Raw genomic sequence first — 23,388 nt, forward strand, 5'->3', positions numbered from 1 at the left:
CTGGACGCATGAGGATTCTCGCGGCCATGAGCGGAGGCGTCGACTCCGCCGTGGCGGCTGCCCGAGCCGTCGAGGCGGGGCACGACGTCGTCGGTGTGCACCTCGCGCTCTCGCGCGCCGGCGGCACGCTGCGCACCGGCAGTCGGGGCTGCTGCACGATCGAGGACGCCCTCGACGCGCGGCGGGCCGCCGACCTGCTCGGCATCCCGTTCTATGTCTGGGACTTCTCCGAGCGGTTCCGCGACGACGTGATCGCCGACTTCGTGTCGGAGTACCAGGCCGGGCGCACCCCGAACCCGTGCATGCGCTGCAATGAAAAGATCAAGTTCGCGGCATTGCTGGAGCGCGCGATCGAACTCGGCTTCGACGCGGTCTGCACCGGCCATTACGCCACGCTCGTTCCGACGGAGTCGGGTCTCGAGCTGCACAGAGCAGCCGACAACGCGAAGGACCAGTCCTACGTGCTCGGCGTCCTGACGGCTGAGCAGCTCGCGCACACGTACTTCCCGCTCGGCACGACGCCGTCGAAGGCGGTGGTCCGTGCGGAGGCCGAGGCCAGAGGGCTGAGCGTCGCCCAAAAGCCCGACAGCCACGACATCTGCTTCATCCCCGACGGCGACACCCGCGGGTGGCTCGCGGAGAAGGTCGGCACCGCGACCGGTGAGATCGTCGACCGGACCGGCGCCGTCGTCGGCTCCCACGAAGGTGCCCACGCCTTCACGGTCGGGCAGCGCCGCGGGCTCAAGCTCGGCGTTCCGGCGTCCGACGGCAAGCCGCGGTTCGTGCTCGAGGTGCGCCCCGTCTCGAACACGGTGGTGGTGGGGCCGAAGGAGGCGCTTGCGACCCGTGAGATCGCCGGTGCGCGATTCAGCTGGGCGGGCGCGGCCCCCATCGACAGCGATTTCCGGTGCGACGTCCAGATCCGCGCGCACGCGGAGCCCGTCGCCGCGCACGCCTTCGTCGAGCCGGACGGCGTCCGCGTGGTGCCTGACGAGCCGCTCGACGGCGTCGCTCCCGGCCAGACCGCCGTGCTCTACATCGACACCCGGGTGCTCGGTCAGTTCACGATCGACCGCACCGTATCAGCGGTGCCGGTCGGCGCGTAGCCCCCTTCGTATGTCGGTGCCCGCTCGTAGACTGACGGGGTGCCGGAGAACATCTCGCTGGAAGACGCCCGTACCGAGGCCGCGGAGCTGACGACCCGCATCCTCGAGGCGAAAGACGCCTATTACGGGCGCGACACCTCGATCGTCGACGACTTCACCTACGACGGCTGGATGCATCGGCTCGAAGAGCTCGAACGGCTGCATCCTGAGCTTCAGGGGCAGGATTCGCCGACGCAGATGGTGGGAGCCGCGGAGGCCACCGGCCTCGCGACGATCGAGCACGCCGAGCGGATGCTGAGCCTCGACAACGTCTTCTCGATCGACGAGCTCCGCGATTGGGCCGCGAAGACTCGGGCATCAGCGGGGCGCGACGTGGACTGGCTCACGGAGCTCAAGATCGACGGACTGGCGATCAACCTCCGATACGAGAACGGGCGCCTGACGTCGGCGGCCACGCGAGGCGACGGCCGTGTCGGCGAGATCGTCACCGAGAACGCCCTGCGACTGCCCATGATCCCGGCGCGGCTGAGCGGTACCGGGCATCCGTCCATCGTGGAGGTCCGTGGCGAGGTCTTCATCCCCGTGGCGGCGTTCGAGCGCTTGAACGCCGCGCAGGCTGAGTTCCGTGAGCGGGCCTTTGCCGAAGCCCTCGAGCGCTGGGAAGCACGGGCGGGAGCGAAGAAGCCGTTCGACGAAGAGAAGGCTCGTACGGCGGCGGCTCGACGGTTCCCCGCCTTCGCGAACCCTCGCAACGCCGCGAGCGGCGGGCTGCGGCAGCAGATCGAGAAGAAGAACGGCATGGAGCTGGAGGCGGGCCTGCTCCGCATCGAATCGCTGGACCTCTACGTGCACGGCATCGGCGCGTGGGAGAACCCGCCCGTCGCCGCGCAGAGCCAGGTCTACGAGCTCCTCGCCGAGTGGGGCCTACCGACGAGTCCGCACACCAAAGTCTGCACGACGGTCGACGACGTCGTCGAGTTCGTCGAGTACTTCGGCGAGCACCGTCATGACGTCGAGCACGAACTGGACGGCATCGTCGTCAAGGTCGACGAGCTCGCACTGCACGACGAGCTGGGGGCGACGAGCCGTGCGCCGCGATGGGCCATCGCCTACAAGTACCCGCCCGAAGAGGTGCAGACGAAGCTGCTCGACATCGTCGTCTCCGTCGGCCGCACCGGTCGCGCGACGCCGTTCGCCGTCATGGCGCCCGCGCACGTGGCCGGGTCGGTCGTCCGTCAGGCCACGCTGCACAACAAAGACGTCGTGAAGGCGAAGGGCGTCCTCATCGGCGACACGGTCGTGCTCCGCAAAGCGGGCGACGTGATCCCCGAGGTGCTCGGTCCGGTGGTCGAGAAGCGCGACGGCACCGAGCGCGAGTTCGTCATGCCGACGGACTGCCCCGAGTGCGGCACCCCGCTGCGCCCCATGAAGGAGGGCGACATCGACCTGCGGTGCCCGAACGCCCGTTCGTGCCCCGCTCAGGTGCGCGGTCGGGTCGAGCACATCGGCTCGCGCGGCGGTCTCGACATCGAGGCGCTCGGCGAGGTGACCGCCGCGGCTCTCACGCAGCCGACGTCGCCGTCCACTCCGCCCCTCGAGACCGAAGCGGGACTGTTCGGGCTCACTCTCGAGCAGATAGTCCCGATCGAGCTCGTCGTCAAGGATGCGGAGACGGGACTGCCCAAGGAGGACGAGGACGGCCTGGTGAAGACGCGAGCACCGTTCCGTCGCAATCCCACGGCTGCCGAGAAGAAGTCGGGTATCGACGGGCCGCAGCCGTCGTCGCAGGCGGTGACGTTGCTGGCGGAGCTGGAGAAGGCGAAGACCAAGGATCTTTGGCGTCTGCTCGTCTCTCTCAACATCCGTCACGTCGGTCCCTCGGCCGCTCGCGCGCTCGCGCAGTGGTTCGGTTCGCTCGACGCGATCCGGGCAGCGTCCCGCGACGAACTCGCCGCCGTCGAAGGGGTGGGTGGGATCATCGCCGACTCTCTCCTCGCGTGGTTCGAGGTCGACTGGCATCAGGACATCGTGCGCCAGTGGACTGAAGCCGGAGTGCAGTGGGCCACCCCCGGCCACCCCGGCCCTGGAGGAGCCGTCGCCGAGGGAGGCGTGCTGGAGGGCCTGACGGTGGTCGCGACCGGCTCTCTCGACGGCTACACGCGAGACGGTGCCCAGGAGGCCATCATCCAGGCGGGTGGCAAGGCTGCCTCGAGCGTCTCGAAGAAGACGGACTTCGTCGCTGCCGGACCCGGCGCTGGGTCGAAGCTCGCGAAAGCCGAGGAGCTCGGCATCCGCATCCTCGACGCCGCGCAGTTCCGCATCCTGGTCACAGAGGGGCCTGACGCGCTCGGCTGAGTCGGCGACCCGCGATCACTCCGCGGGATCGGCGAGGTCCGTGACGAGACGAAGCTCGTGCAAGCCCTGCACACTGCCACCCTCGCCGAACTTCTCACCGCCGTCGGCTGTCCAGCCGTGCGCACGGTAGAACCCGATCGCTCGCTCATTGCCTTTCAGCACCCACAGGTACGCGCGCGACCAGCCGCTCGTCCGCAACTCGTCCTCAGCATGGCGGATGAGCGCGCGACCGACGCCCTGCGACCAGACGTCGGGATGCGCGTACAGACCGGCGATCTCTCCGCGATCCCTGAAATCGGCGTCGCGTCCTCCGCCGAAACTCGCCCAGCCGACGATGCGGTCGTCGAGTTCGGCGACGACGAGACGGTGCGCGACCGGTCCATACGCGTCGGTCGACGCCCCAGCGAGCGATCGAGTGATCCACGCGGACCACATCGCCTCGCGTGCATCCACGCTCTGCTGATCGACCACTGTCCGGTCGATGAGGCCGGCGTACGCCGCACGCCACGAGTCGACATGCACGACGGCGATGCCGCGCGCATCTGCGACGGTGGCATCCCTGATCATCAGCGTCCGGTCACCCTACCGGCTGCGGGCGCACCCGCCGAAGCGCGAAAGCCCGACGTCAGTTCTTGTGACGCGGCTTGCGAGCCGCGCGGTCATCGCGGGCGGGGCGGTCGTCGCGACGGTCGAATCGGGGACGGTCGTCGCGTCGTTCGAAGCGGTCCCGTCCACCGTCCCGGGGTGCGCGTCGAGCACCGGGGCCACGGTCCGGCTTGATCTCGATCAGTCGGCCGGAGATGCGCGTGTCGCGCAGCTTCTCCAGCACCGAGGCGTCGAGATTCGCGGGCAGCTCGACGATCGAGAAGTCCGGACGGATGTTGATCGCGCCGAAGTCGTCGCGCCCCAGTCCGCCTTCGTTCGCGAGCGCGCCGACGATCTGGCGGGGTTCCACGCGGTGGCGGCGACCGACTTCGATGCGGTAGGCCGCGTAGTCTCCGCGACCGCGACGCTCGCGCGGCTCGCGCGCCTCTCGCGGCTCACGCGTGGCCCGCTCGCGCGGCGGGCGGTTGTCGAACTCCACGGCGCGGGCGAGGGCGTCGTCCTCGGGGTCGAGCAGCAGCGGCTGGTCGCCCTGTGCGACGACCGCGAGCGCGGCGGCGACGTCGGCCTCCGGCACATCGTGGTTGCGCACGTAGTGCGCGATGATGTCGCGGAACTTCTCGATGCGCGTCGTCTCGCCGAGCGCCGCTGTGATCGCATCGTCGAAGCGGGCGAGGCGAGTCGTGTTCACATCCTCGGTCGTCGGCAGCTGCATCTGCGTCGGCTGCTGGCGCGTCGCCTTCTCGATGTGCTTGAGCAGGTAGCGCTCGCGCGGAGTGATGAAGCTGATCGCGTCACCGGTGCGACCGGCGCGGCCCGTGCGGCCGATGCGGTGCACGTACGACTCCGTGTCCGTCGGGATGTCGAAGTTCACGACGTGGCTGATGCGCTCGACGTCGAGACCACGGGCGGCGACATCCGTGGCGACCAGAATGTCGAGCTTGCCGTCCTTGAGTTGATTGACGCTGCGCTCGCGCTGCACCTGTGGCACGTCGCCGTTGATCGCCGCGGCAGAGTAGCCGCGGGCTCGGAGCTTCTCGGCGAGAGTCTCGGTCTCGTTCTTCGTGCGGACGAAGACGATCATGCCGTCGAAGTTCTCGACCTCGAGGATGCGGGTGAGCGCATCGACCTTCTGCGCATACGACACGACCAGGTAGCGCTGGGTGATGTTGGTGTTCGTGGCCGTCTTGGACTTGATCGTGATCTCTTCGGGATCACGGAGGTATTGCTGCGCGAGACGGCGGATCTGCGCGGGCATGGTCGCCGAGAACAGTGCGACCTGCTTCTCGACGGGTGTCTGGGCGAGGATCTGCTCGACGTCCTCGGCGAACCCCATCTTGAGCATCTCGTCGGCCTCGTCGAGAACGAGGTACTGCAGTTCGGAGAGGTCGAGGGTGCCCTTGGCGAGGTGGTCCATGATGCGACCAGGGGTGCCGACCACGACGTGCACTCCGCGCCGCAGCGCTGAGAGCTGGACGCCGTATCCCTGGCCGCCGTAGACGGGGAGGACATGCACGCCCTTCATCTTCGAGGCGTACGACTCGAACGCCTCGCAGACCTGGAGCGCGAGCTCACGCGTCGGGGCCAGCACGAGCGCCTGCGGTGTCTTCTGCGCGACGTCGAGCCGCTCGAGCACGGGCAGGGCGAACGCCGCGGTCTTTCCCGTGCCGGTCTGCGCCATGCCGACGACATCGCGTCCGGAGAGCAGGGTCGGGATGGTCGCGGCCTGAATCGGGGAGGGCGTCTCGTAGCCGAGGTCCTTGATGGCTTTGAGGACCGACCCGGTGATTCCGAGTTCCTCGAATCCGGGTGTCGAGGGGGCGTCGGTGGGCGCAGCGTCTTCAGGAGTCACTGATCAAGGGTAGCGTCTCGCCGCCGACGCCACCTGTGAGCTCTCGATCAGGAGCCGCTGCTGAGCGCCAGCAGCTTCTCCTTGACCTGACGACGCAGCACCTTGCCGATCAGCGACTTCGGTAGCTCGTCGACGACGAAGATGCGACGGGGCACCTTGTAGGGCGTCAGGATGCCGCGGGCGAACGCGCGGATCGCCTCGACGTCCACGTCGGACGCCGGATCGGCGACGATCGCCGCCACCACCTCCTCGCCGGAGTGCTCGCTCGGAAGGCCGACGACCGCGGCATCCATCACCTGCGGATGCTGACGCAGGGCGCTCTCGACCTCGGTCGGTGCCACATTGAAGCCGCCGGTGATGATGAGTTCCTTGATGCGATCGACGATGCGGATGAACCCGCCGTCGTCGATCGTCACGATGTCGCCCGTGCGGAACCACCCGTCGACGAAGACCGACTCGGTCTCCTCCGGCTTGCCGTAGTAGCCGGAGAACACCTGGGGTCCTCGCACCAGCAGCTCGCCCGCGGAACCCGCCGGGACGTCGACCGTGGGGTTCTCGGGGTCGACGACGCGGCACTCGGTGCCGGGCAGCGGGAGCCCGACCGTGCCCGGCACACGGTTGTCGGCGACCGGGTTGGCCATGAGTACCGGTGAGCACTCGCTTAGGCCGTATCCCTCGACGAGGAAACCGCCGGTCGCCGCCTCGAACGGCACCACGAGCTCGTGGGGGAGAGCCATGGCTCCCGAGATCGCGACCTCGATGCCCGTCAGCGACACGCCCTGGTCGGTCGCGGCGCTCAGCAGCCGGTCGGCGATCGGAGGCACGAGCGGGAGGAACGTCGCGGGGTGCTTCTTCATGACGTCGAGCACGAGTCCGGGGTCGAACTTCGGGAAGAGCACGAGGCGCGCCCCCATCGACATCGCGAACGTGAGGCAGAGGGTCAGTCCGTAGGCGTGGAACATCGGGAGAACGGCGTAGACGACGCATCCCTTGCCGCGCTCGATCGACGGCACCCATGCCTGTGCTTGAGCGGCGTTCGCGAGCAGATTCCGATGTGTGAGCGCAGCGCCCTTGGGAGTTCCCGTCGTGCCGGACGTGTACTGGATGATCGCCAGATCGTCGGTCGACGGGCGAGGGTGCGAGGCGGGCAGCGGCTCCGAACCGACCAGCGTCTCCCAGGTGACGGTTCCGCGAACGCGCTCGGTCAGCGCCGCGCGGGATTCGCGGGCCTTCGCGATCGGCAGACGCAGGGCCGTGCGGGTGAGGAACGGCATGGCGCGCGTGACGTCGACGGAGATGAGGTTCGCGACGGCGAGATCGGCGGGGAAGCCCTGCACCGTCGAGACGACCTTGTTCCACACGATCGCATGCTTCGCCCCGTGGTCCTCGAACTGCTTGCGCAGCTCGCGAGGCGTGTAGAGCGGGTTGTGCTCGACGACGACGGCGCCGAGTCGGAGCACGGCGTAGAACGCCACGATGTGCTGCGGACAGTTCGGCAGCACGATCGCGACGGGGTCGCCCGCTCGGACACCGAGGGCGCGGAGACCGGATGCGGCACGGTCGATCGCCTGCTGCAACTCGTCGTAGGTCGTCTCCCGGCCGAAGAACTGCAGGGCGGGAGCGTCGGGGTAATCGCGGGCCGACGCGGCGACGATGTCGATCAGTGATCCGGAGACGGCCGCGAGGTCGTCGGGGACGCCGTCGGCGTAGCTGGCGATCCACGGGCGAGGAGGCTCATACGTGCTCACGAGCCCAGCATAGGGCGGGGGCTCGCCGCTCTGCGGGAGCGGGGTCGCGCGCGAACTAGACTGGAGGGGTGTCTGAAATCACCCCTGATCTTGTGCGCCATCTCGGCGTGCTCGCGCGCATCCAGCTGAACGACGACGAGGTGACGCGGCTCACGGGCCAGCTCGACGCCATCGTCGACAACATCGCGAAGGTGTCGGAGGTCGCGACGGCCGACGTCGCCGCGACCAGCCACCCGATCCCGCTGAGCAACGTCTTCCGCCCCGACGAGGTCGGGCAGACGCTCACGCATGAGCAGGTGCTCCAGAACGCCCCGGACCAGGCCGACGGCCGGTTCCGCGTCACCGCGATCCTGGGAGAAGAGCAGTGAGCGACATCATCCGTCTGACCGCCGCAGAGCTCGCCGACAAGCTGGCGTCGCGCGAGATCTCGAGCGTCGAGGCCACTCAGGCGCACCTCGACCGGATCGCCGCCGTCGACGGCGACGTCCATGCCTTCCTGCACGTGAACGAGGGCGCGATCGCCGCGGCGTCCGACATCGACGCCCGCCGCGCGGCGGGGGAGCAGCTCGGTCCGATCGCCGGCGTCCCGCTCGCGATCAAGGACGTCCTGGTGACGACCGACCAGCCGACCACCAGCGGCTCGCGCATCCTCGAGGGGTACCGCTCGCCGTATGACGCCACGGTCGTCGCGCGGTCGCGCGCTGCGGGCCTCGTGCCGCTCGGCAAGACGAACATGGACGAGTTCGCCATGGGATCGTCGACCGAGCACTCCGCCTACGGGCCGACGCGCAACCCCTGGGACCTCGACCGGATCCCCGGCGGCTCCGGCGGTGGCTCGGCGGCCGCCGTGGCGGCGTTCGAGGCGCCTCTCGCGCTCGGCTCCGACACCGGAGGCTCGATCCGCCAGCCCGCGCATGTCACGGGAACGGTCGGCGTGAAGCCCACGTACGGCGGCGTGAGCCGCTACGGCGCGATCGCGCTGGCATCGAGCCTCGACCAGGTCGGTCCCGTCACGCGCACGGTGCTCGACGCGGGTCTGCTGCACGACGCGATCGGTGGCCATGACCCGAAGGACTCGACCTCGCTCACGGACGCCTGGCCGTCGTTCGCCGACGCCGCCCGCGAGGGCGCGCGGGGCGACGTGCTCAAGGGCCTCAGGGTCGGCGTCATCCGTGAACTCGCCGACAGCGATTTCCAGCCCGGCGTCGCGGAGTCCTTCCGCAGCGCTCTCGCGCTCATGGAGGCGCAGGGTGCCGAGATCGTCGAGATCGGCGCGCCGCACTTCGAGTACGGCGTCGCCGCGTACTACCTGATCCTCCCCGCCGAGGCGTCGAGCAACCTCGCGAAGTTCGACTCCGTGCGCTTCGGACTGCGCGTCACGCCCACCGGCAACCCCACGGTCGAGGACGTGATGTCGGCCACCCGTGACGCCGGATTCGGCGACGAGGTCAAGCGTCGCATCATCCTCGGCACGTACGCGCTCTCGGCCGGGTACTACGACGCGTACTACGGCAGCGCGCAGAAGGTGCGCACGCTCATCCAGCAGGACTTCGCGAACGCCTTCGCCGAGGTCGACGTGATCGCCACCCCGTCGGCGCCCACCACGGCGTTCAAGCTGGGGGAGAAGATCGACGACCCGCTGCAGATGTACCTCAACGACGTCACGACGATCCCGGTCAACCTCGCGGGTGTCCCCGGGATCTCGATCCCGAGCGGTCTCGCGTCGGACGACGGCCTCCCGGTCGGCATCCAGTTCATCGCACCTGCGCGTGAGGATGCCCGCCTGTACAAGGTCGGCGCCGCGCTCGAGACCGTGCTGGTCGACTCCTGGGGGGCGCCGCTCCTCACCCGCGCACCCCAGCTCGCAGGAGGGATCCGCTGATGGCCGCCGCCAAGCTCATGGACTTCGACAAGGCGCTCGAGCTGTTCGAGCCCGTGCTCGGGTTCGAGGTGCACGTCGAGCTGAACACGAACACGAAGATGTTCTCCGACGCGCCGAACCCGGCCAACGAGCTCTACCACGCGGCCGAGCCGAACACGCTCATCGCGCCGGTCGACCTCGGCCTGCCCGGGTCGCTGCCGGTCGTGAACGAGACCGCCATCCGGTCGTCGATCAGCCTCGGCCTCGCGCTCGGCTGCTCGATCGCGGAGTCGAGCCGCTTCGCGCGGAAGAACTACTTCTACCCCGACCTCGGCAAGAACTATCAGATCTCCCAGTACGACGAGCCGATCGCCTTCGAGGGCTCGGTCGAGGTCGAGCTCGAGGACGGCACGATCGTCCAGGTCCCGATCGAGCGCGCGCACATGGAGGAGGATGCCGGGAAGCTCACCCACATGGGCGGCTCCACCGGTCGCATCCAGGGCGCCGAGTACTCGCTCGTCGACTACAACCGCGCGGGTGTCCCGCTCGTCGAGATCGTGACGAAGACGATCTTCGGCACCGAGCACCGCGCCCCCGAGGTGGCGAAGGCATACGTCGCCGCGATCCGCGACATCGTGCGCGGACTCGGGATCTCGGAGGCACGTCTCGAGCGCGGCAACCTCCGTTGTGACGCCAACGTGTCGCTGCGACGCCGGGGGGAGGAGAAGCTCGGCACGCGAACCGAGACGAAGAACGTCAACTCGATGCGGTCCGTCGAGCGCGCAGTGCGCTACGAGATCCAGCGCCAGGCGCAGATCCTCGCCGACGGCGGCACGATCACGCAGGAGACGCGGCACTGGCACGAGGACACCGGCACCACCTCGCCGGGGCGGCCGAAGTCGGATGCCGACGACTACCGCTACTTCCCCGAGCCCGACCTGCTGCCGGTCGAGCCCGCGGCAGAGCTCATCGAGGAACTGCGTGCGGCGCTGCCCGAGCAGCCGGTCGCTCGCCGTCGCCGTCTGATGGCGGAGTGGGGCTTCACCGACCTGGAGTTCCAGGACGTGCGCAACGGCGGTCTCGTCGAGGTCGTCGAAGCCACGGTCGCGGCCGGCGCCAGCCCCGCGACCGCGCGAAAGTGGTGGACCGGTGAGATCACTCGCCTCGCGAACGCCCAGGAGAAGGACGCGACCGAGCTGGTCTCGCCCGAGAACGTCGCCGCCCTGCAGAAGCTCGTCGATGCGGGAACGCTCACCGACAAGCTCGCTCGCCAGGTGCTCGAGGGCGTCATCGCCGGTGAGGGCACGCCGCACGAGGTCGTCGACGCGCGCGGTCTCGCCGTCGTCTCGGACGACGGTGCGCTGATCGCGGCGATCGACGAGGCCCTCGCCGCGCAGCCCGACATCCTCGCGAAGATCAAGGACGGCAAGGTGCAGGCGGCCGGCGCCGTCATCGGCGCGGTGATGAAGGCGATGAAGGGCCAGGCCGACGCCGCGCGCGTGCGGGAGCTGGTGCTCGAGCGCGCCGCGCAGTGACACCGTGGGCTCGGCCGCTCCACGGCGGCCGAGCCCGCCCCTGATGTCCGCTGTCCGAGGAAGAATGGACTGATGGGTCACGGTGACGGCAGAGGGCGCCTCGTGTCGACGGCGGATGCCGACGACACGGGAACCGGCATCCTGCATGTCGACATGGACGCGTTCTACGCGGCCGTCGAGGTCCTCGACGACCCGAGTCTCCGCGGGCTGCCGCTGATCATCGGCTCGCCCGACGGCCGCTCGGTCGTGTCGAGCGCTTCGTATGAGGCGCGCCGCTACGGCGTGCTCTCGGCGATGCCGGTCTCTCAGGCGCTGCGCCTGTGCCCGTCGGCCCGCATCGTGTCGCCGCACTTCCACCGGTACCAGGCTGTCTCTCGTCAGGTCATGTCGATCTTCGAGTCGATCACGCCCCTCGTCGAGCCCCTCTCGGTCGATGAGGCCTTCCTCGATGTGCGAGGCGTTCGTCGCCTGTGGGGGAGTCCCGTCCGCATCGCCGAGCTCGTGCGGCGTCGGGTCTACGACGAGGTCGGCATCACCTGCAGCGTCGGTGTCGCCGCCACGAAGCACGTGGCGAAGATGGCGTCGACGATCGCGAAGCCCGACGGGATGCTCGTCGTCGCGGAGGCCGATACGCAGGCGTTCCTCGACCCGCGGCCGGTGCGTGCGCTGTGGGGAGTCGGTCCGAAAGCCGCAGAAGCACTGGAGGGGCGAGGCATCCGCACGATCCGCGACATCCGCGAGTCGTCGCGCGACATGCTCGACCGCGCCGTCGGGCCTGCGCTCGGCGCGCGCCTGTCACAGCTCTCCCGCGGAGAGGACGCCAGGGCCGTCGAGACCGAGCGCATCGAGAAGAGCATCGGCCACGAGGAGACGTTCGACACCGACGTCACCGACCGCGAGTTCCTGAAGGCCGAGCTGCTGCGCCTGGCGGATCGCGTCGCAGCGCGGCTCCGCAAGGCGCAGTGGGAGACCGGCACGGTGTCGATCAAGATCCGCTTCGACGATTTCCGCACCCTCACCCGATCCCAGACCCTGGCTGAGCCCACCGCCGTCGGTCAGCGCATCGGCGAGGCCGCGCAGGCGCTGTTCGCGCAGATCGACAGACGCGACCCTGTACGCCTCGTCGGGGTGCGTGCCGAGAAGCTCCGGCCTGCCGGCGCGGGCGGCATCGGACTGTGGGACGAGGATGAGGACTGGCGTCGGGTCGAGGGCGCCATGGACGACGCCGTCGCGCGCTTCGGCTCCGCCACGATCACCCGGGCCAGGCACCTCGGTCGCGGAGACGGACGCGGCGCGGCGCAGCATCCGAAGGCCCACGGCGTGGAATGACCCCTGCGCGTCACCCGCGCCTGGACTAGCGTGGACCCATGCCCAACATTGCACTGGAACTCGGAAAGCAGGCCGCGTCGTTCGGGGTCAAGACCGCCTACGGTGAGCCGCAGGATGTCGACGGCGTGAGCATCACTCCGGTCGCCTTCACGTACTCCGGCTTCGGCGGAGGAAGCGGCGACGGCGCCGAGGGCGGCGGTGGTGGCGGCGTCTCGGTACCGGTCGGCGTGTATGTGCGCCGTGAAGAGGGCCTTCGGTTCGAGCCGAACCTCGTGACTCTGCTCGTCGTGGCCGTGCCCTTCGTGTGGGTCGCCGGACGGGCGCTCTCCCGCATCATCCGTGCCCTCAAGAAGTGACGATCCGGTCGCGGTCGCCCTGGAGCGCGCTGCGACGCTGATCGTCGACGACATCCGCGGTCTGGCGGTGTCGAACCCGGTCGTTCTGATCGACGGCCGGAGCGGAGCGGGCAAGACGACGCTCGCGCGCCTGCTCGTCGCACGCTGGCCCGTTCAGGGACGGGTCCAGTCGATCGCCCTCGACTCGCTCTACCCCGGGTGGGACGGGCTCGACGCCGGCGTGGAGCGCGCACTCGACGGCATCCTCAGGCCTCATGGCCGCGGTCTGCTCGGGAGTTGGCGGCGCTGGGACTGGGAGCGCGAGGCGGATGCCGAAAGCCACGCCGTGGATCCCGCTCTCAGCCTGCTCGTCGAAGGGAGCGGGATCCTCACACCGGCGACGGCGAAGATCGCCGACGTGACGGTATGGGTCGACTCCGCCGAGCCGAGAAGGAAAGCACGGGCGCTCGCTCGTGACGGGGACACGTACCGCCCGCACTGGGACCGCTGGGCGCGGCAGGAGGACCAGCACGTGCGGAGAGACGAACCACGAACACTGGCCACGCGCGTCGTGACCGTGCCCTGATCGTCAGTCGAGACGGTCGGCGGCCAGCACAACGACCTCGAGCCGGTAACCGAGCCAGTCGTAGACCGCGTATCGCGGGTCATCGATGTCGTGCTCGTCATCGGACTGTATGCCGAGGCGATCGGCGATGACCAGCCGGAGTGCGGTCAATGTCCGCATCCAGGCGTCGAGGTCGGCGGGCGCCGCCACGACGTCGATCGACGCGAACGCGTCCTCCTCCGAGGCGACCCCCGCGTCGGGCAAGGACGAGGCGATCGAGGTCCGCACCGTGACGGCGTCAGTGCGACGGCGAGCGAGGAGGTCGTCGGCGGTGGCCGAGCGGTAGGCGCGGGCGGCCTCCTCGTCGTCGGGGTAGGCGCTCGGCGTCAGGCGATCGATCGCAGTGTCGAGTGGATCGCGGTCGCCGCCGAGGAGCTCGATGAAGTCGTCGAGCAGCTGCACGAGTTGATGACCTTCGATCGCAGCCATCTGGAGAGTCACTCGACGGTCGACGGTCACTGGGCGACCTTTCGCACGGTGGCCCAGAGGCCGTAGTCGTGCATGGCCTGCGCATGCACCTCCATGGTCTCGCGTGGCCCGGTCGCGACGATCGCATGGCCCTCGTGGTGCACAGCCAGCATCAGCTGGGTGGCACGCTCGGTCGAGTATCCGAAGTACGTGCGGAAGACCCGGACCACGTAGCTCATCAGGTTCACGGGGTCGTTCCACACGATGACCTCCCACGGTTCCATGGGAGCAGCGCTCAATTCGAGCTGCTCGTCGATCTCCGGGGTGGCGAGCGGACTCATCATGCCCACCCCAGCTCGTGCAACTGCTCGTCGTCGATTCCGTAGAAGTGAGCGATCTCGTGCACGAGAGTGGTGTGGATCTCGTCGCGCAGCTCGTCTTCGTCGTCGCACGCGGCGAGGTGCGGCTCCCGGTACACGACGATGCGGTCGGGGAGCTCACCCATGCCGTACTGCGTGCGCTCCGTGAGCGCGAGCCCGTCGTAGAGCCCGAGCAGATCGAGGCTGCCGTCTTCCGGCCGGTCCTCCACGACGAAGACGACGTTGTCGAGTCCCTCGACCATGTCATCGGGGAGGCGGTCGAGTTCGTCGACGACGAGCTCCTCGAAGGCGTCGGCAGTCATATCCATCCTCACCAGCCTATTGCCGTGCGGCAGGCGATGGTCAGTGCAGGAACGCGAGCAGAGCTGCGACCCCGATGAACAGCAACCCGAACACCGTGTTCAGCGTGCGCTGCCCGCGCGGCGAGCGGGTGAAGCGGCGGAACGGGCGAGCGGCGGCGGCGAAGAACCCCCACATGACGAGGATGTCGACCACGATCACCGTCGTGATGAGGATGAGGTACTGTGGTAGCTGCGGCTCGTCGAGGCGGATGAACTGGGGGATGAACGCCAGAAAGAAGACGATCGCCTTGGGGTTGAGCAGATTGACCCAGAAACCTCGGCGGATCATCGACCAGTGGCTCTCGCGCTCAGCGAGGCGCTGCCCCTCGACGTTCTCCGCCATCGAGGGGCGCGCCAAGATCAGACGCACGCCGAGGTAGATCAGATACGCCGCTCCGGCATACCGGATCGCGGTGAACAGGATCTCGGAGCGCGAGACGAGGAGCCCCACCCCGGCGGCGACGATCACGACGTGCACGATGAGAGCGAGCTGCTGGCCGATGATGCCCCAGATCGACCGCATCCACCCCTGGTTCAGCGCGTTCGACATCGTGTTGATGGCGCCCGCGCCGGGGGTGAAGCTGATCACGACGCAGGCGAGGAGGAGCGAGAACCAGACTGCCGGCGACACCCCGCAAGTCTAGGGCCGTCGGCTCGCATTCTCCGGCGCGCGCGGGACCACGGTGTCGGGCCTCAGATCGAGTCGGCGCAGGAGTTGCGCGTTGAGGGCGACCGCGACGGTCGACAGCGACATCAGGATCGCGCCGACGGACATCGGGAGCACGAACCCGAGCGGAGCGAGGATCCCGGCGGCCAACGGCACGGACATGAGGTTGTAGCCCGCGGCCCACCAGAGGTTCTGGGTCATCTTGCGGTATCCGGCGCGGGAGAGCTCGATCACCGAGACGACGGTGCGCGGGTCGTCCGACGCCAGGATGACACCGGCCGACGCGATCGCCACATCGGTACCCGCTCCGATCGCGAGGCCGACGTCGGCCTGAGCGAGCGCCGGTGCATCGTTGACGCCGTCTCCGACCATGGCGACGCGTCGACCTTCAGCCTGCAGCTCACGGACCGTGGACGCCTTGTCCTCAGGGCGCACGCCCGCGAACACCCGCCGGATGCCGAGGTCGTCGGCCACGTGACGTGCGACGGCCTCCGCGTCGCCCGTGATCATGACGACCTCGATGCCGCGTCGCTGCAGGGCCGCGACAGCGGGCCGCGACTCCGGTCGGATACCGTCAGCCAGCCGGAGCGCACCGACCGCGCGATGGTCGATCAGCACGTGCAGGACGATCGCGCCTTCCGTCCGCCATCCGCGCGCAGCCGGGAGTTCCGCCAGCTCCTCCTGAGCGAGGAGACGCGGTCCGCCCACGGCGACGTGTCGCCCATCGGCAGTAGCACTGACACCGACGGCAGGGGAGGAGTGAAAGTCTCTCGCAGCCGGGATCGTGAGTCCGCGCGCTCTCGCGGCGGAGACGATCGCCGAGGCGAGGGGGTGCTCGGAGTCGGTCTCTGCGGCCGCCGCGGCGGCGAGAACCTCGTCCTCGGTGACATCGGCGACCGTGCTGACAGCGGTGACCTCGGGCTTGCCCGCGGTGAGGGTGCCGGTCTTGTCGAACAGCACGGTGTCGACGGTACGCATCGTCTCGAGAGCCAGCCTGTCCTTGACGAGCACTCCGGCTCTGGCTGCGCGCTCGGTCGCGATCGACACCACGAGGGGGATCGCGAGGCCCAGGGCGTGCGGGCAGGCGATCACGAGGACCGTGATGGTGCGCACGACCGCCTCGTCGGGAAGGCCGAGGGTCGACCAGGCGACGGCGGTGATGACGGCGGCGCCCAGCGCGAACCAGAACAACCAGGCCGCAGCCCTGTCTGCGATGCGCTGGGCCCTCGACGAGGACGCCTGGGCATCGGACACCAGCCTCTGGATGCCGGCGAGCGTGGTGTCTGCGCCGACGGCCGTGACCTCGACGCGGATGCCCGAGTCGGTGGCGACGGTGCCCGCGACGACGGCATCGCCCGCGCCGCGTGTGACGGTCCTCGACTCCCCGGTGATCATGGATTCGTCGATGCTCGCGGATCCCTGGGTGATGCGACCGTCGGCCGGCACTCGACCGCCGGGGCGCACGATGACGACGTCGCCCACCCGGAGGTCGGTCGGGGAGACGGTCACGGTCGTCTCGCCGTCGATGCGCTCGGCCCCGTCGGGCAGCAGCGCCGCGAGTGAATCGAGGGCGGATGTCGTCTGCGCGAGAGAGCGCATCTCGATCCAGTGTCCGAGCAGCATGATGACGATGAGGAGGGCGAGCTCCCACCAGAACTCGAGCTCGTGGCGGACGAGGCCGAGGCTGGCACCCCACGATGCCGTGAACGCGACGGTGATGGCGAGGCCGATCAGCAGCATCATCCCAGGCCGCCGGGAACGCAGCTCCGCGATCGCCCCGGTGAGGAACGGAGCCCCGCCCCAGACGTACATCGCCGAGCCGAGGACAGGGGCGATCCAGCGGGCCCACGATGGAACGTCGTAGTCCAGGATCATGGCGAACATCGGTGAGGCGGCGACGACGGGGACCGCGATCACGAGCATGATCCAGAACAGGCGACGGAATCGCTCCGTGTGTGCGGAGTGGTGGTCATGGCCGGAGTGATTCGCGTGGTTGTGGTGCGCCGCGCCTGCGTGTTGCACGCCGACGCCGTGCCGTGAGTGATCGTGCATCATCGGGAGTCTCCGTTCTCTGCATCGATCAGAACAGAATACCCCCAGGGGGTATTCCATGGGGGGAGAAAAAGGCCCGAGTCAACGACCCGGGCCTTCGTGGGGTGAGTAACGGGACTCGAACCCGCGACATCCGGCACCACAAGCCAGCGCTCTACCAGCTGAGCTATACCCACCATGTGCCGATCGGAATCGGCAACCAGACGAGTCTATTACATGTTTGGAGTGAACTCCGACACGGTGCGACTCGCGATGTCTCTGGCGTCGTCACTGGAGGGCCCTGGCTCGTCGACGAAGACCGCTTCACGGTAGTAGCGAAGTTCACGGATCGACTCGAGGATGTCGGCGAGCGCGCGATGACCGCCGTCTTTCGAGGGCGCCTGGAAGAACACGCGCGGGTACCAACGCCGGGAGAGTTCCTTGATGCTCGACACGTCGACGTTCCGGTAGTGCAGCCATTGGTCGACCTGTGGCATGTACTTCGCGAGGAACATGCGGTCGGTGCCGATCGTGTTGCCCGCGAGTGGTGCCTTCTTCTCGACGGGCGCGAACCGCTTGATGTACGCCAGGGTCTGCGCCTCGGCCTCCGCCAGCGTCACGCCGTGCGGGATCTCCTCGCTCAAGCCGGAGGTCTCGTGCATCTTCGTGACGAAGTCGTTCATGTGCGCGATCGCTTCATCGCTTGGACGGATGACGACCTGGAACCCGGCGTCGACAGGGCGCAGCTCGAAATCGGTGACCACGACCGCGATCTCGACCAGTTCGTCTACTGCGAGGTCGAGGCCCGTCATCTCGCAGTCGATCCAGACGAGTCGGTCGTTCTCAGACGCAGATACCATGCCGCCATCCTATCGACGGCTCCGACACCGGGACATTGGCCCCCCAGGCACGATTCGAACGTGCGACCGGCGACTTAGAAGATCGATGCTCTATCCACTGAGCTACTGGGGGTAGACGTTCAGGATACCGATTCCCGCGCGGAGTTCGTGCCGCCGGGGTCAGTGGTGCCGTCACCGACGACCGTATCCGGACCGACGCGCTCTCCGCGTGACAGGGTGTTTGCGGTGCCCGGATCGACGGGCCGTCCGACGACGGTGGCAGTTCGCGCACACCACCTCACATTTCTCGATCTCTGCGAGTATCGACGCCCACGAGCGCGTCGACGCGCCGACCGCACGCGCGATCTCGAATCGCTCGGCGTATCCAGGGAGGTGATCGAAGTCGAGGACTACGGGATCGCATTCTCTGCAGTCTCGGCACGGATGCCCGCGAAGGTACTCGATCATGTGCAGGAAGTTCCGCTGCCGGTGTCGCGCCTGCATCTCCCGCAGCTCGGCTCCCGTGCTCGGCACCTCGCGCGTCCTTCAGCCGTTGCGCAGAGCCGCGACGGCGTCGTCCGCTCGCCAGAAGTCGCCGACCAGCCGGAATGTGCCCGTGGGCAGGTGCAGACGCTCCGCGCGGTACCGCAGGCCGAGGGGATCGGCGAGGATTCGGAGGTGCCCGAGCACGCGTCCACGGACGTCCTGCACGCGCCACAGATGCGCGGAGGCGCGTACGAGGTGCTCGTGCGGCGAGGACAGGCGGGGCGCTGCGTACGGGACCTCGGGTGCGGTCAAGAGCTGTGTGTCGGACATCGGTATCTCCTCTCTTGTTCGAACATACGATCGACCACCGACATTCCCTCCGCGCAGGTCACCAGCGAGCCCCCCGACCTCTTCCGCACGACGCGCGTGCCGCGTCGAGTTGTCCCCAGCTACCGGCGTTCCGGTCTCCAGCGCCGAACGCGGCGGTTCCTCTCTGACCATGCTGTGAGCATCCGGGCGTCCGACCCGGCTCGCGAAGGAGACAGACATGCAGGACACCGTCACGATCATCGGCAACGTCGCCACCGACCCGACCCAGGGCCGCACGGCCGGGGGAGTGCCCGTGACCAACTTCCGCCTCGCCAGCACGCATCGGCGCTTCGACGAGGCCACGCAGACCTGGATCGACGTCGGCACGAACTGGTACTCGGTCGCGGCGTTCCGCAATCTCGCGGAGAACGTGAAGGCGTCGTTGCGCGCGGGCGACAGCGTGATCGTCACGGGGCGCATGAAGATCCGGGCCTGGGAGAACAACGGCAAGCAGGGGACGAGCGTCGACATCGACGCGGATGCGGTCGGGCACGACCTCCGTTGGGGCACCACGGCGTACCGGAAGTCGGCTTCTCGATCGGACTCCGCCGACCACGGTCGACAGTCCGGCGACCCGGACTCCTCACCGCAGGTCCCGGCCGATGCGACCGCGAGCACACGCGACATCGAGACTCCGTGGGCGGATCCGTCGCTGACCTCGGTCGATCCTCAGAGCGGGGAGCTGGTCGCCTCCGGCGCCGCGGGGGATGCATGGAGTGCGTCGTCCTGAGGCGTCGCAGCGCGTGTCGTAGGGCGTTCGTGGGCGCCCCCGTAGACTCGGGGCGTGCTTCGACGATCGGCCTCCAGAACGGCACGCGCTGCTGCTTTCCTCTCCGTCGCCATGGGCGCGGCTCTCCTGTTGTCGGCGTGCGGTCCGCAGAGCGAGCCCACCCCGTCGCCGACCGCGGCGGAGACGAGCGCCGAGCCGACGCCGAGCGGCCCCACGCTCGTTCCGGAGGGCACTGCTGAGGAGAACCTGCCGCTCTTCTCGGACGTCACCGCGCAGGTCTGGGCGTCCGATCAGCGCGGCGCCGGTCGCGCCTACATCGATGCTCTGATCGCGGCAGGCTTCGACCGAGGAGCCATGCAGGTGACGCAGGACGTGTCGACGGTGGGGAACCCCGCCGAGAGCTTGCAGTTCTCAGTCAGGTGGGGTGAGACCGAGTGCCTCGTCGGGCAGGTGGGGCCGTCCACCGGGGAACCGGTCACTGCGGTGCTGCCGCAGCTCGCCGAGGGGCGCTGCCTGGTCGGCAGCACGCGGCCGATCGACTGGTGACTCGTCGCGTCCGCGCGACAGCGCCTGACCGGGATTCGACGCGGAACCCGTCGGCCTCGCCGAGGCTGGGCCGGTAGGCTGGAGTGTCGAACTTCGACGCGAAGAGAAGGAGCGGTTTTCGGTGGCTGAGTACATCTACTCGATGGTCCGTGCACGCAAGGCGGTGGGTGAGAAGCTCATCCTCGACGACGTCACGATGTCGTTCCTGCCCGGTGCGAAGATCGGCATGGTCGGCCCCAACGGCGCCGGTAAGTCCACGATCCTCAAGATCATGGCGGGTCTCGACACGCCGTCGAACGGAGAAGCGAAGCTCACGCCCGGCTTCTCGGTCGGCATCCTGATGCAGGAGCCGGAACTCGACGAGTCCAAGACGGTGCTGGAGAACATCCAGGACGGCATCGCGATCAAGGCGAAGCTCGACCGGTTCAACGAGATCTCCGCCCTCATGGCCGACCCCGACGCCGACTTCGACTCGCTGCTCGCCGAGATGGGGACGCTGCAGGAGGAGATCGACGCGGCCGACGGCTGGGACCTCGACTCCCAACTCGAGCAGGCCATGGATGCCCTCCGCACCCCGCCGGGAGATGCCGCGATCGCGCCGCTCTCGGGTGGTGAGAAGCGACGCGTCGCCCTCGCCAAGCTCCTCCTGCAGAAGCCCGACCTGCTCCTGCTCGACGAGCCCACCAACCACCTCGACGCCGAGAGCGTGCTGTGGCTCGAGCAGCACCTCCAGTCGTACAAGGGCGCGGTCATCGCGATCACCCACGACCGGTACTTTCTTGACCATGTCGCCGAATGGATCGCCGAGGTCGACCGCGGCCGGCTGATCGGCTACGAGGGCAACTACTCGACGTACCTGGAGAAGAAGGGCGAGCGCCTCGAGATCCAGGGCAAGAAGGACGCGAAGCTCGCCCAGCGCCTCAAGGAGGAGCTGGAGTGGGTGCGCTCCAGCGCGAAGGGACGCCAGACGAAGTCGAAGGCCCGTCTCGCCCGTTACGAGGAGATGGCTGCCGAGGCTGAGCGGACCAGGAAGCTCGACTTCGAAGAGATCCAGATCCCGGCCGGCCCGCGTCTCGGCAACGTCGTCATCGAGGCGAAGAAGCTGCAGAAGGGCTTCGACGGGCGTTCGCTGATCGACGGCCTGAGCTTCAGCCTTCCGCCGAACGGCATCGTCGGTGTGATCGGCCCCAACGGCGTCGGCAAGACGACGCTCTTCAAGACGATCGTCGGCCTCGAGCCCCTCGACGGCGGCGACCTGAAGATCGGCGAGACGGTCAAGATCAGCTACGTCGATCAGTCGCGCGCGAACATCGACCCCGACAAGACACTCTGGGAGGTCGTGTCCGACGGACTCGATTTCATCACGGTCGGCAAGACGGAGATCCCGTCCCGCGCCTACGTCTCGAAGTTCGGCTTCAAGGGACCGGACCAGCAGAAGAAGGCGGGAGTCCTGTCGGGTGGCGAGCGGAACCGACTGAACCTGGCGCTCACGCTCAAGGAGGGCGGCAACCTGCTCCTCCTCGACGAGCCCACCAACGACCTCGACGTCGAGACCCTCAGCTCCCTCGAGAACGCTCTGCTCGAGTTCCCCGGGTGTGCGGTGGTCATCACCCACGACCGGTGGTTCCTCGACCGGATCGCCACGCACATCCTCGCCTATGAGGGCACCGACGAGAAGCCCGACCAGTGGTACTGGTTCGAGGGGAACTTCGAGGCGTACGAGGAGAACAAGATCGAGCGCCTCGGTCCGGATGCCGCAAAGCCGCACCGCTCCACCCACCGCAAGCTCACGCGCGACTGACGCGATGAGCGAGCACGTATCCGGGTCCCGCCTGCACATCCCGATTCACCTCCGCTGGGGGGATCTGGATGCGTTCAACCACGTCAACAACACCTCGATGCTCAAACTGCTCGAGGAAGCGCGTGTGCGAGCCTTCTGGCGGGCGGGTCCCGGTGAGCAGGCGCCTTCGACGGCTGTGCTCGACTCGGGAATCGACGAGGGCGTGCTCACGCTGATCGCGCGGCAGGAGATCGAGTACCTCGCGCCGGTGCCGTACCAGCGGCGTCCGCTCGAGGTCCAGATGTGGTTCGGCAAGCTCGGTGGGTCGAGCGTCGAGGTCTGCTACGAGGTCCACAACGACCCGACGGCGGAGCCGCGCAGGATCTACGCGCGGTCGACCGCCGTCATCGTGCTCGTCGACGCCCGCACCGGACGGCCGACCCGGCTCACGCAGGAGATGCGCGACGCGTGGGAGCCGTTCGTCGGACCGTCGATCGAATACGCGCACCGCTGACCGAGCCAGCGCCGCGGGCGGTGCGCCGGGGCGTCACGGGTGCTCGGGCACCCGCACCATGATCTCCTGAGCGACCGACGCCACCAGCTGGCCGTCGCGCGTGAAGATCCGCCCCTGGGCGAGTCCGCGGCCGCCGCGGGCATTGGGCGATTCCTGCAGGTACAGCAGCCACTCGTCGACGCGCGCCGGTCGGTGCCACCACATCGCATGGTCGAGACTCGCGACCTTGAGTCCGGGGAGCGCCCAGTACACGCCGTGCGCCCGCAGGATCGACTCCTGGATCGTCATGTCGCTCAGATACGCGAGCGCCGCCCGATGGATGCGAGGGTCATCGGGCAGTGGTGCGCGCATCTTCATCCACACGCCCTGCTGCGGCACCTTCTCGTCCTCACTGGGCAGGAACAGCGGACCCTCGACATGCCGGACATCGGCCGCACGGTCGCTCAGCATCCGTGAAGTGCCCGGCGGCAGTCCGTCGACCCGCTCCTCATCGGGGAGGAGGGTCTCGGGGTCGGGCACTCCGGACGGCATGGGGGTCGAATGCTCGACACCGGGTCCCTCGTCCTGGAACGAGGCGATCATCGAGAAGATCGGCACGCCGTTCTGATAGGCCTGCGAGCGCCGTGTCGAGAACGACCGACCGTCGTGGATGCGGTCCACGGCGATCGTGAGACCCTGGCTCGCGTCTCCCGGACGGAGGAAGTAGCCGTGCATCGAATGCGCGGCCCGGTCCTCCGGCAGGGTGCGCTCCGCGGCGAGGAGGCTCTGCGCGAGCACCTGGCCCCCGTAGATCCGGCCGGACGGCATGGGGTGCGAGCGACCCGTGAAGATGTCCTCCGTGGTGCGAGCCCGGGTGTCGTCCAGGTCGAGCACCCCCAGCAACTGCTCGACGGTGCGGATCGCATGCGAATCGGCGGTCATGGCATCCCTCCCCAGCGGCTGGGGCGT

The 23,388-nt window shown here is 68.6% G+C and carries 23 protein-coding genes and 2 tRNA genes; 12 read left to right on the forward strand and 13 right to left on the reverse strand.

The genetic code is table 11. The features are described from left to right. Window positions 1-8 precede the first annotated feature (8 nt). Window positions 9-1,106: a tRNA 2-thiouridine(34) synthase MnmA gene (gene mnmA, locus AUC47_RS15065; RefSeq protein WP_096715996.1), complete on the forward strand. Its 1,098-nt coding sequence runs from the start codon at window positions 9-11 to the stop codon at window positions 1,104-1,106. Between the two features lie 39 nt (window positions 1,107-1,145). Beyond that, the gene (gene ligA, locus AUC47_RS15070; protein WP_096715997.1) at window positions 1,146-3,461 is read left to right on the forward strand and encodes an NAD-dependent DNA ligase LigA; all 2,316 of its coding nucleotides are present in this window, start codon (window positions 1,146-1,148) and stop codon (window positions 3,459-3,461) included. A gap of 15 nt (window positions 3,462-3,476) precedes the next feature. Here ligA and AUC47_RS15075 read toward each other — a convergent pair whose 3' ends face one another. From AUC47_RS15075 to AUC47_RS15085, 3 genes are read right to left on the reverse strand one after another with little or no spacing between them, the layout of a single operon-like run. Then, window positions 3,477-4,028 (reverse strand): GNAT family N-acetyltransferase, encoded by a 552-nt coding sequence (locus AUC47_RS15075; RefSeq protein WP_096715998.1) that lies wholly within the window; start codon window positions 4,026-4,028, stop codon window positions 3,477-3,479. Between the two features lie 58 nt (window positions 4,029-4,086). Then, entirely contained in the window at window positions 4,087-5,916 is a 1,830-nt protein-coding gene (locus AUC47_RS15080; protein ID WP_096715999.1) for a DEAD/DEAH box helicase, read from the reverse strand. A 47-nt stretch (window positions 5,917-5,963) separates the two neighbouring features. Next, window positions 5,964-7,664, reverse strand: a complete 1,701-nt coding sequence (locus tag AUC47_RS15085) for a long-chain-fatty-acid--CoA ligase (RefSeq protein WP_096716000.1) — start codon at window positions 7,662-7,664, stop codon at window positions 5,964-5,966. Window positions 7,665-7,732: 68 nt separating this feature from the next. Here AUC47_RS15085 and gatC point away from each other — a divergent pair, with 68 nt between their 5' ends. From gatC to AUC47_RS15115, 6 genes are all read left to right on the forward strand, one after another. Beyond that, window positions 7,733-8,032 (forward strand): Asp-tRNA(Asn)/Glu-tRNA(Gln) amidotransferase subunit GatC, encoded by a 300-nt coding sequence (gatC, locus tag AUC47_RS15090; protein WP_096716001.1) that lies wholly within the window; start codon window positions 7,733-7,735, stop codon window positions 8,030-8,032. Continuing rightward, the gene (gene gatA / locus AUC47_RS15095) at window positions 8,029-9,546 is read left to right on the forward strand and encodes an Asp-tRNA(Asn)/Glu-tRNA(Gln) amidotransferase subunit GatA (protein WP_096716002.1); all 1,518 of its coding nucleotides are present in this window, start codon (window positions 8,029-8,031) and stop codon (window positions 9,544-9,546) included. Before gatC ends, gatA begins: the two co-directional genes overlap by 4 nt. Continuing rightward, window positions 9,546-11,060, forward strand: a complete 1,515-nt coding sequence (gene gatB / locus AUC47_RS15100) for an Asp-tRNA(Asn)/Glu-tRNA(Gln) amidotransferase subunit GatB (protein ID WP_096716003.1) — start codon at window positions 9,546-9,548, stop codon at window positions 11,058-11,060. Before gatA ends, gatB begins: the two co-directional genes overlap by 1 nt. A gap of 72 nt (window positions 11,061-11,132) precedes the next feature. Then, on the forward strand, window positions 11,133-12,389 hold the full coding sequence (gene dinB / locus AUC47_RS15105) for a DNA polymerase IV (protein ID WP_096716004.1): 1,257 nt from the start codon (window positions 11,133-11,135) through the stop codon (window positions 12,387-12,389). A 38-nt stretch (window positions 12,390-12,427) separates the two neighbouring features. Next, the gene (locus AUC47_RS15110) at window positions 12,428-12,745 is read left to right on the forward strand and encodes a hypothetical protein (protein ID WP_096716005.1); all 318 of its coding nucleotides are present in this window, start codon (window positions 12,428-12,430) and stop codon (window positions 12,743-12,745) included. After that, complete coding sequence (locus AUC47_RS15115; RefSeq protein ID WP_096716006.1) at window positions 12,729-13,310, forward strand: hypothetical protein; 582 nt, start codon at window positions 12,729-12,731, stop codon at window positions 13,308-13,310. The genes AUC47_RS15110 and AUC47_RS15115 overlap by 17 nt, the downstream gene beginning before the upstream one ends. Before the next feature lie 3 nt (window positions 13,311-13,313). Here AUC47_RS15115 and AUC47_RS15120 read toward each other — a convergent pair whose 3' ends face one another. The 9 genes from AUC47_RS15120 to AUC47_RS15160 all read right to left on the reverse strand — a co-directional run bounded on the left by AUC47_RS15120 (window position 13,314) and on the right by AUC47_RS15160 (window position 18,831). Continuing rightward, on the reverse strand, window positions 13,314-13,808 hold the full coding sequence (locus tag AUC47_RS15120) for a DUF2017 family protein (RefSeq protein WP_096716007.1): 495 nt from the start codon (window positions 13,806-13,808) through the stop codon (window positions 13,314-13,316). Further along, window positions 13,805-14,101, reverse strand: coding sequence for an ATP-dependent Clp protease adapter ClpS (clpS, locus tag AUC47_RS15125; protein ID WP_096716155.1), 297 nt, complete (start codon window positions 14,099-14,101; stop codon window positions 13,805-13,807). Before clpS ends, AUC47_RS15120 begins: the two co-directional genes overlap by 4 nt. Further along, on the reverse strand, window positions 14,098-14,445 hold the full coding sequence (locus AUC47_RS15130) for a metallopeptidase family protein (protein WP_096716008.1): 348 nt from the start codon (window positions 14,443-14,445) through the stop codon (window positions 14,098-14,100). The genes clpS and AUC47_RS15130 overlap by 4 nt, the downstream gene beginning before the upstream one ends. 34 nt (window positions 14,446-14,479) lie before the next feature. Then, window positions 14,480-15,109: a LysE family transporter gene (locus AUC47_RS15135; RefSeq protein WP_096716009.1), complete on the reverse strand. Its 630-nt coding sequence runs from the start codon at window positions 15,107-15,109 to the stop codon at window positions 14,480-14,482. 9 nt (window positions 15,110-15,118) lie between these two features. Next, entirely contained in the window at window positions 15,119-17,200 is a 2,082-nt protein-coding gene (locus AUC47_RS15140) for a heavy metal translocating P-type ATPase (protein WP_373557872.1), read from the reverse strand. Between the two features lie 97 nt (window positions 17,201-17,297). Continuing rightward, window positions 17,298-17,373 (reverse strand) — tRNA-His (locus AUC47_RS15145). Window positions 17,374-17,409: 36 nt separating this feature from the next. After that, window positions 17,410-18,036: an oligoribonuclease gene (gene orn, locus AUC47_RS15150; RefSeq protein ID WP_096716011.1), complete on the reverse strand. Its 627-nt coding sequence runs from the start codon at window positions 18,034-18,036 to the stop codon at window positions 17,410-17,412. A 36-nt stretch (window positions 18,037-18,072) separates the two neighbouring features. Further along, window positions 18,073-18,148, reverse strand: a tRNA-Arg gene (locus AUC47_RS15155). 413 nt (window positions 18,149-18,561) lie between these two features. Next, entirely contained in the window at window positions 18,562-18,831 is a 270-nt protein-coding gene (locus AUC47_RS15160) for a hypothetical protein (protein WP_096716012.1), read from the reverse strand. Window positions 18,832-19,048: 217 nt separating this feature from the next. Between AUC47_RS15160 and AUC47_RS15165 the strand changes: the two genes are divergently transcribed. From AUC47_RS15165 to AUC47_RS15180, 4 genes are all read left to right on the forward strand, one after another. Next, complete coding sequence (locus tag AUC47_RS15165) at window positions 19,049-19,600, forward strand: single-stranded DNA-binding protein (protein ID WP_096716013.1); 552 nt, start codon at window positions 19,049-19,051, stop codon at window positions 19,598-19,600. A 54-nt stretch (window positions 19,601-19,654) separates the two neighbouring features. Next, entirely contained in the window at window positions 19,655-20,146 is a 492-nt protein-coding gene (locus tag AUC47_RS15170) for a DUF6993 domain-containing protein (RefSeq protein ID WP_256999616.1), read from the forward strand. Between the two features lie 121 nt (window positions 20,147-20,267). Then, window positions 20,268-21,947: an energy-dependent translational throttle protein EttA gene (gene ettA / locus AUC47_RS15175; protein ID WP_096716014.1), complete on the forward strand. Its 1,680-nt coding sequence runs from the start codon at window positions 20,268-20,270 to the stop codon at window positions 21,945-21,947. Between the two features lie 4 nt (window positions 21,948-21,951). Continuing rightward, complete coding sequence (locus AUC47_RS15180) at window positions 21,952-22,440, forward strand: acyl-CoA thioesterase (protein ID WP_096716015.1); 489 nt, start codon at window positions 21,952-21,954, stop codon at window positions 22,438-22,440. Between the two features lie 33 nt (window positions 22,441-22,473). On the opposite strand, the gene AUC47_RS15185 is transcribed toward AUC47_RS15180, so the two are convergent. After that, window positions 22,474-23,361, reverse strand: coding sequence for an acyl-CoA thioesterase (locus AUC47_RS15185; RefSeq protein ID WP_096716016.1), 888 nt, complete (start codon window positions 23,359-23,361; stop codon window positions 22,474-22,476). Between the last annotated feature and the right edge of the window lie 27 nt (window positions 23,362-23,388).

It is taken from the genome of Microbacterium sp. SZ1 (assembly GCF_002362255.1).
Lineage (GTDB): Bacteria > Actinomycetota > Actinomycetes > Actinomycetales > Microbacteriaceae > Microbacterium.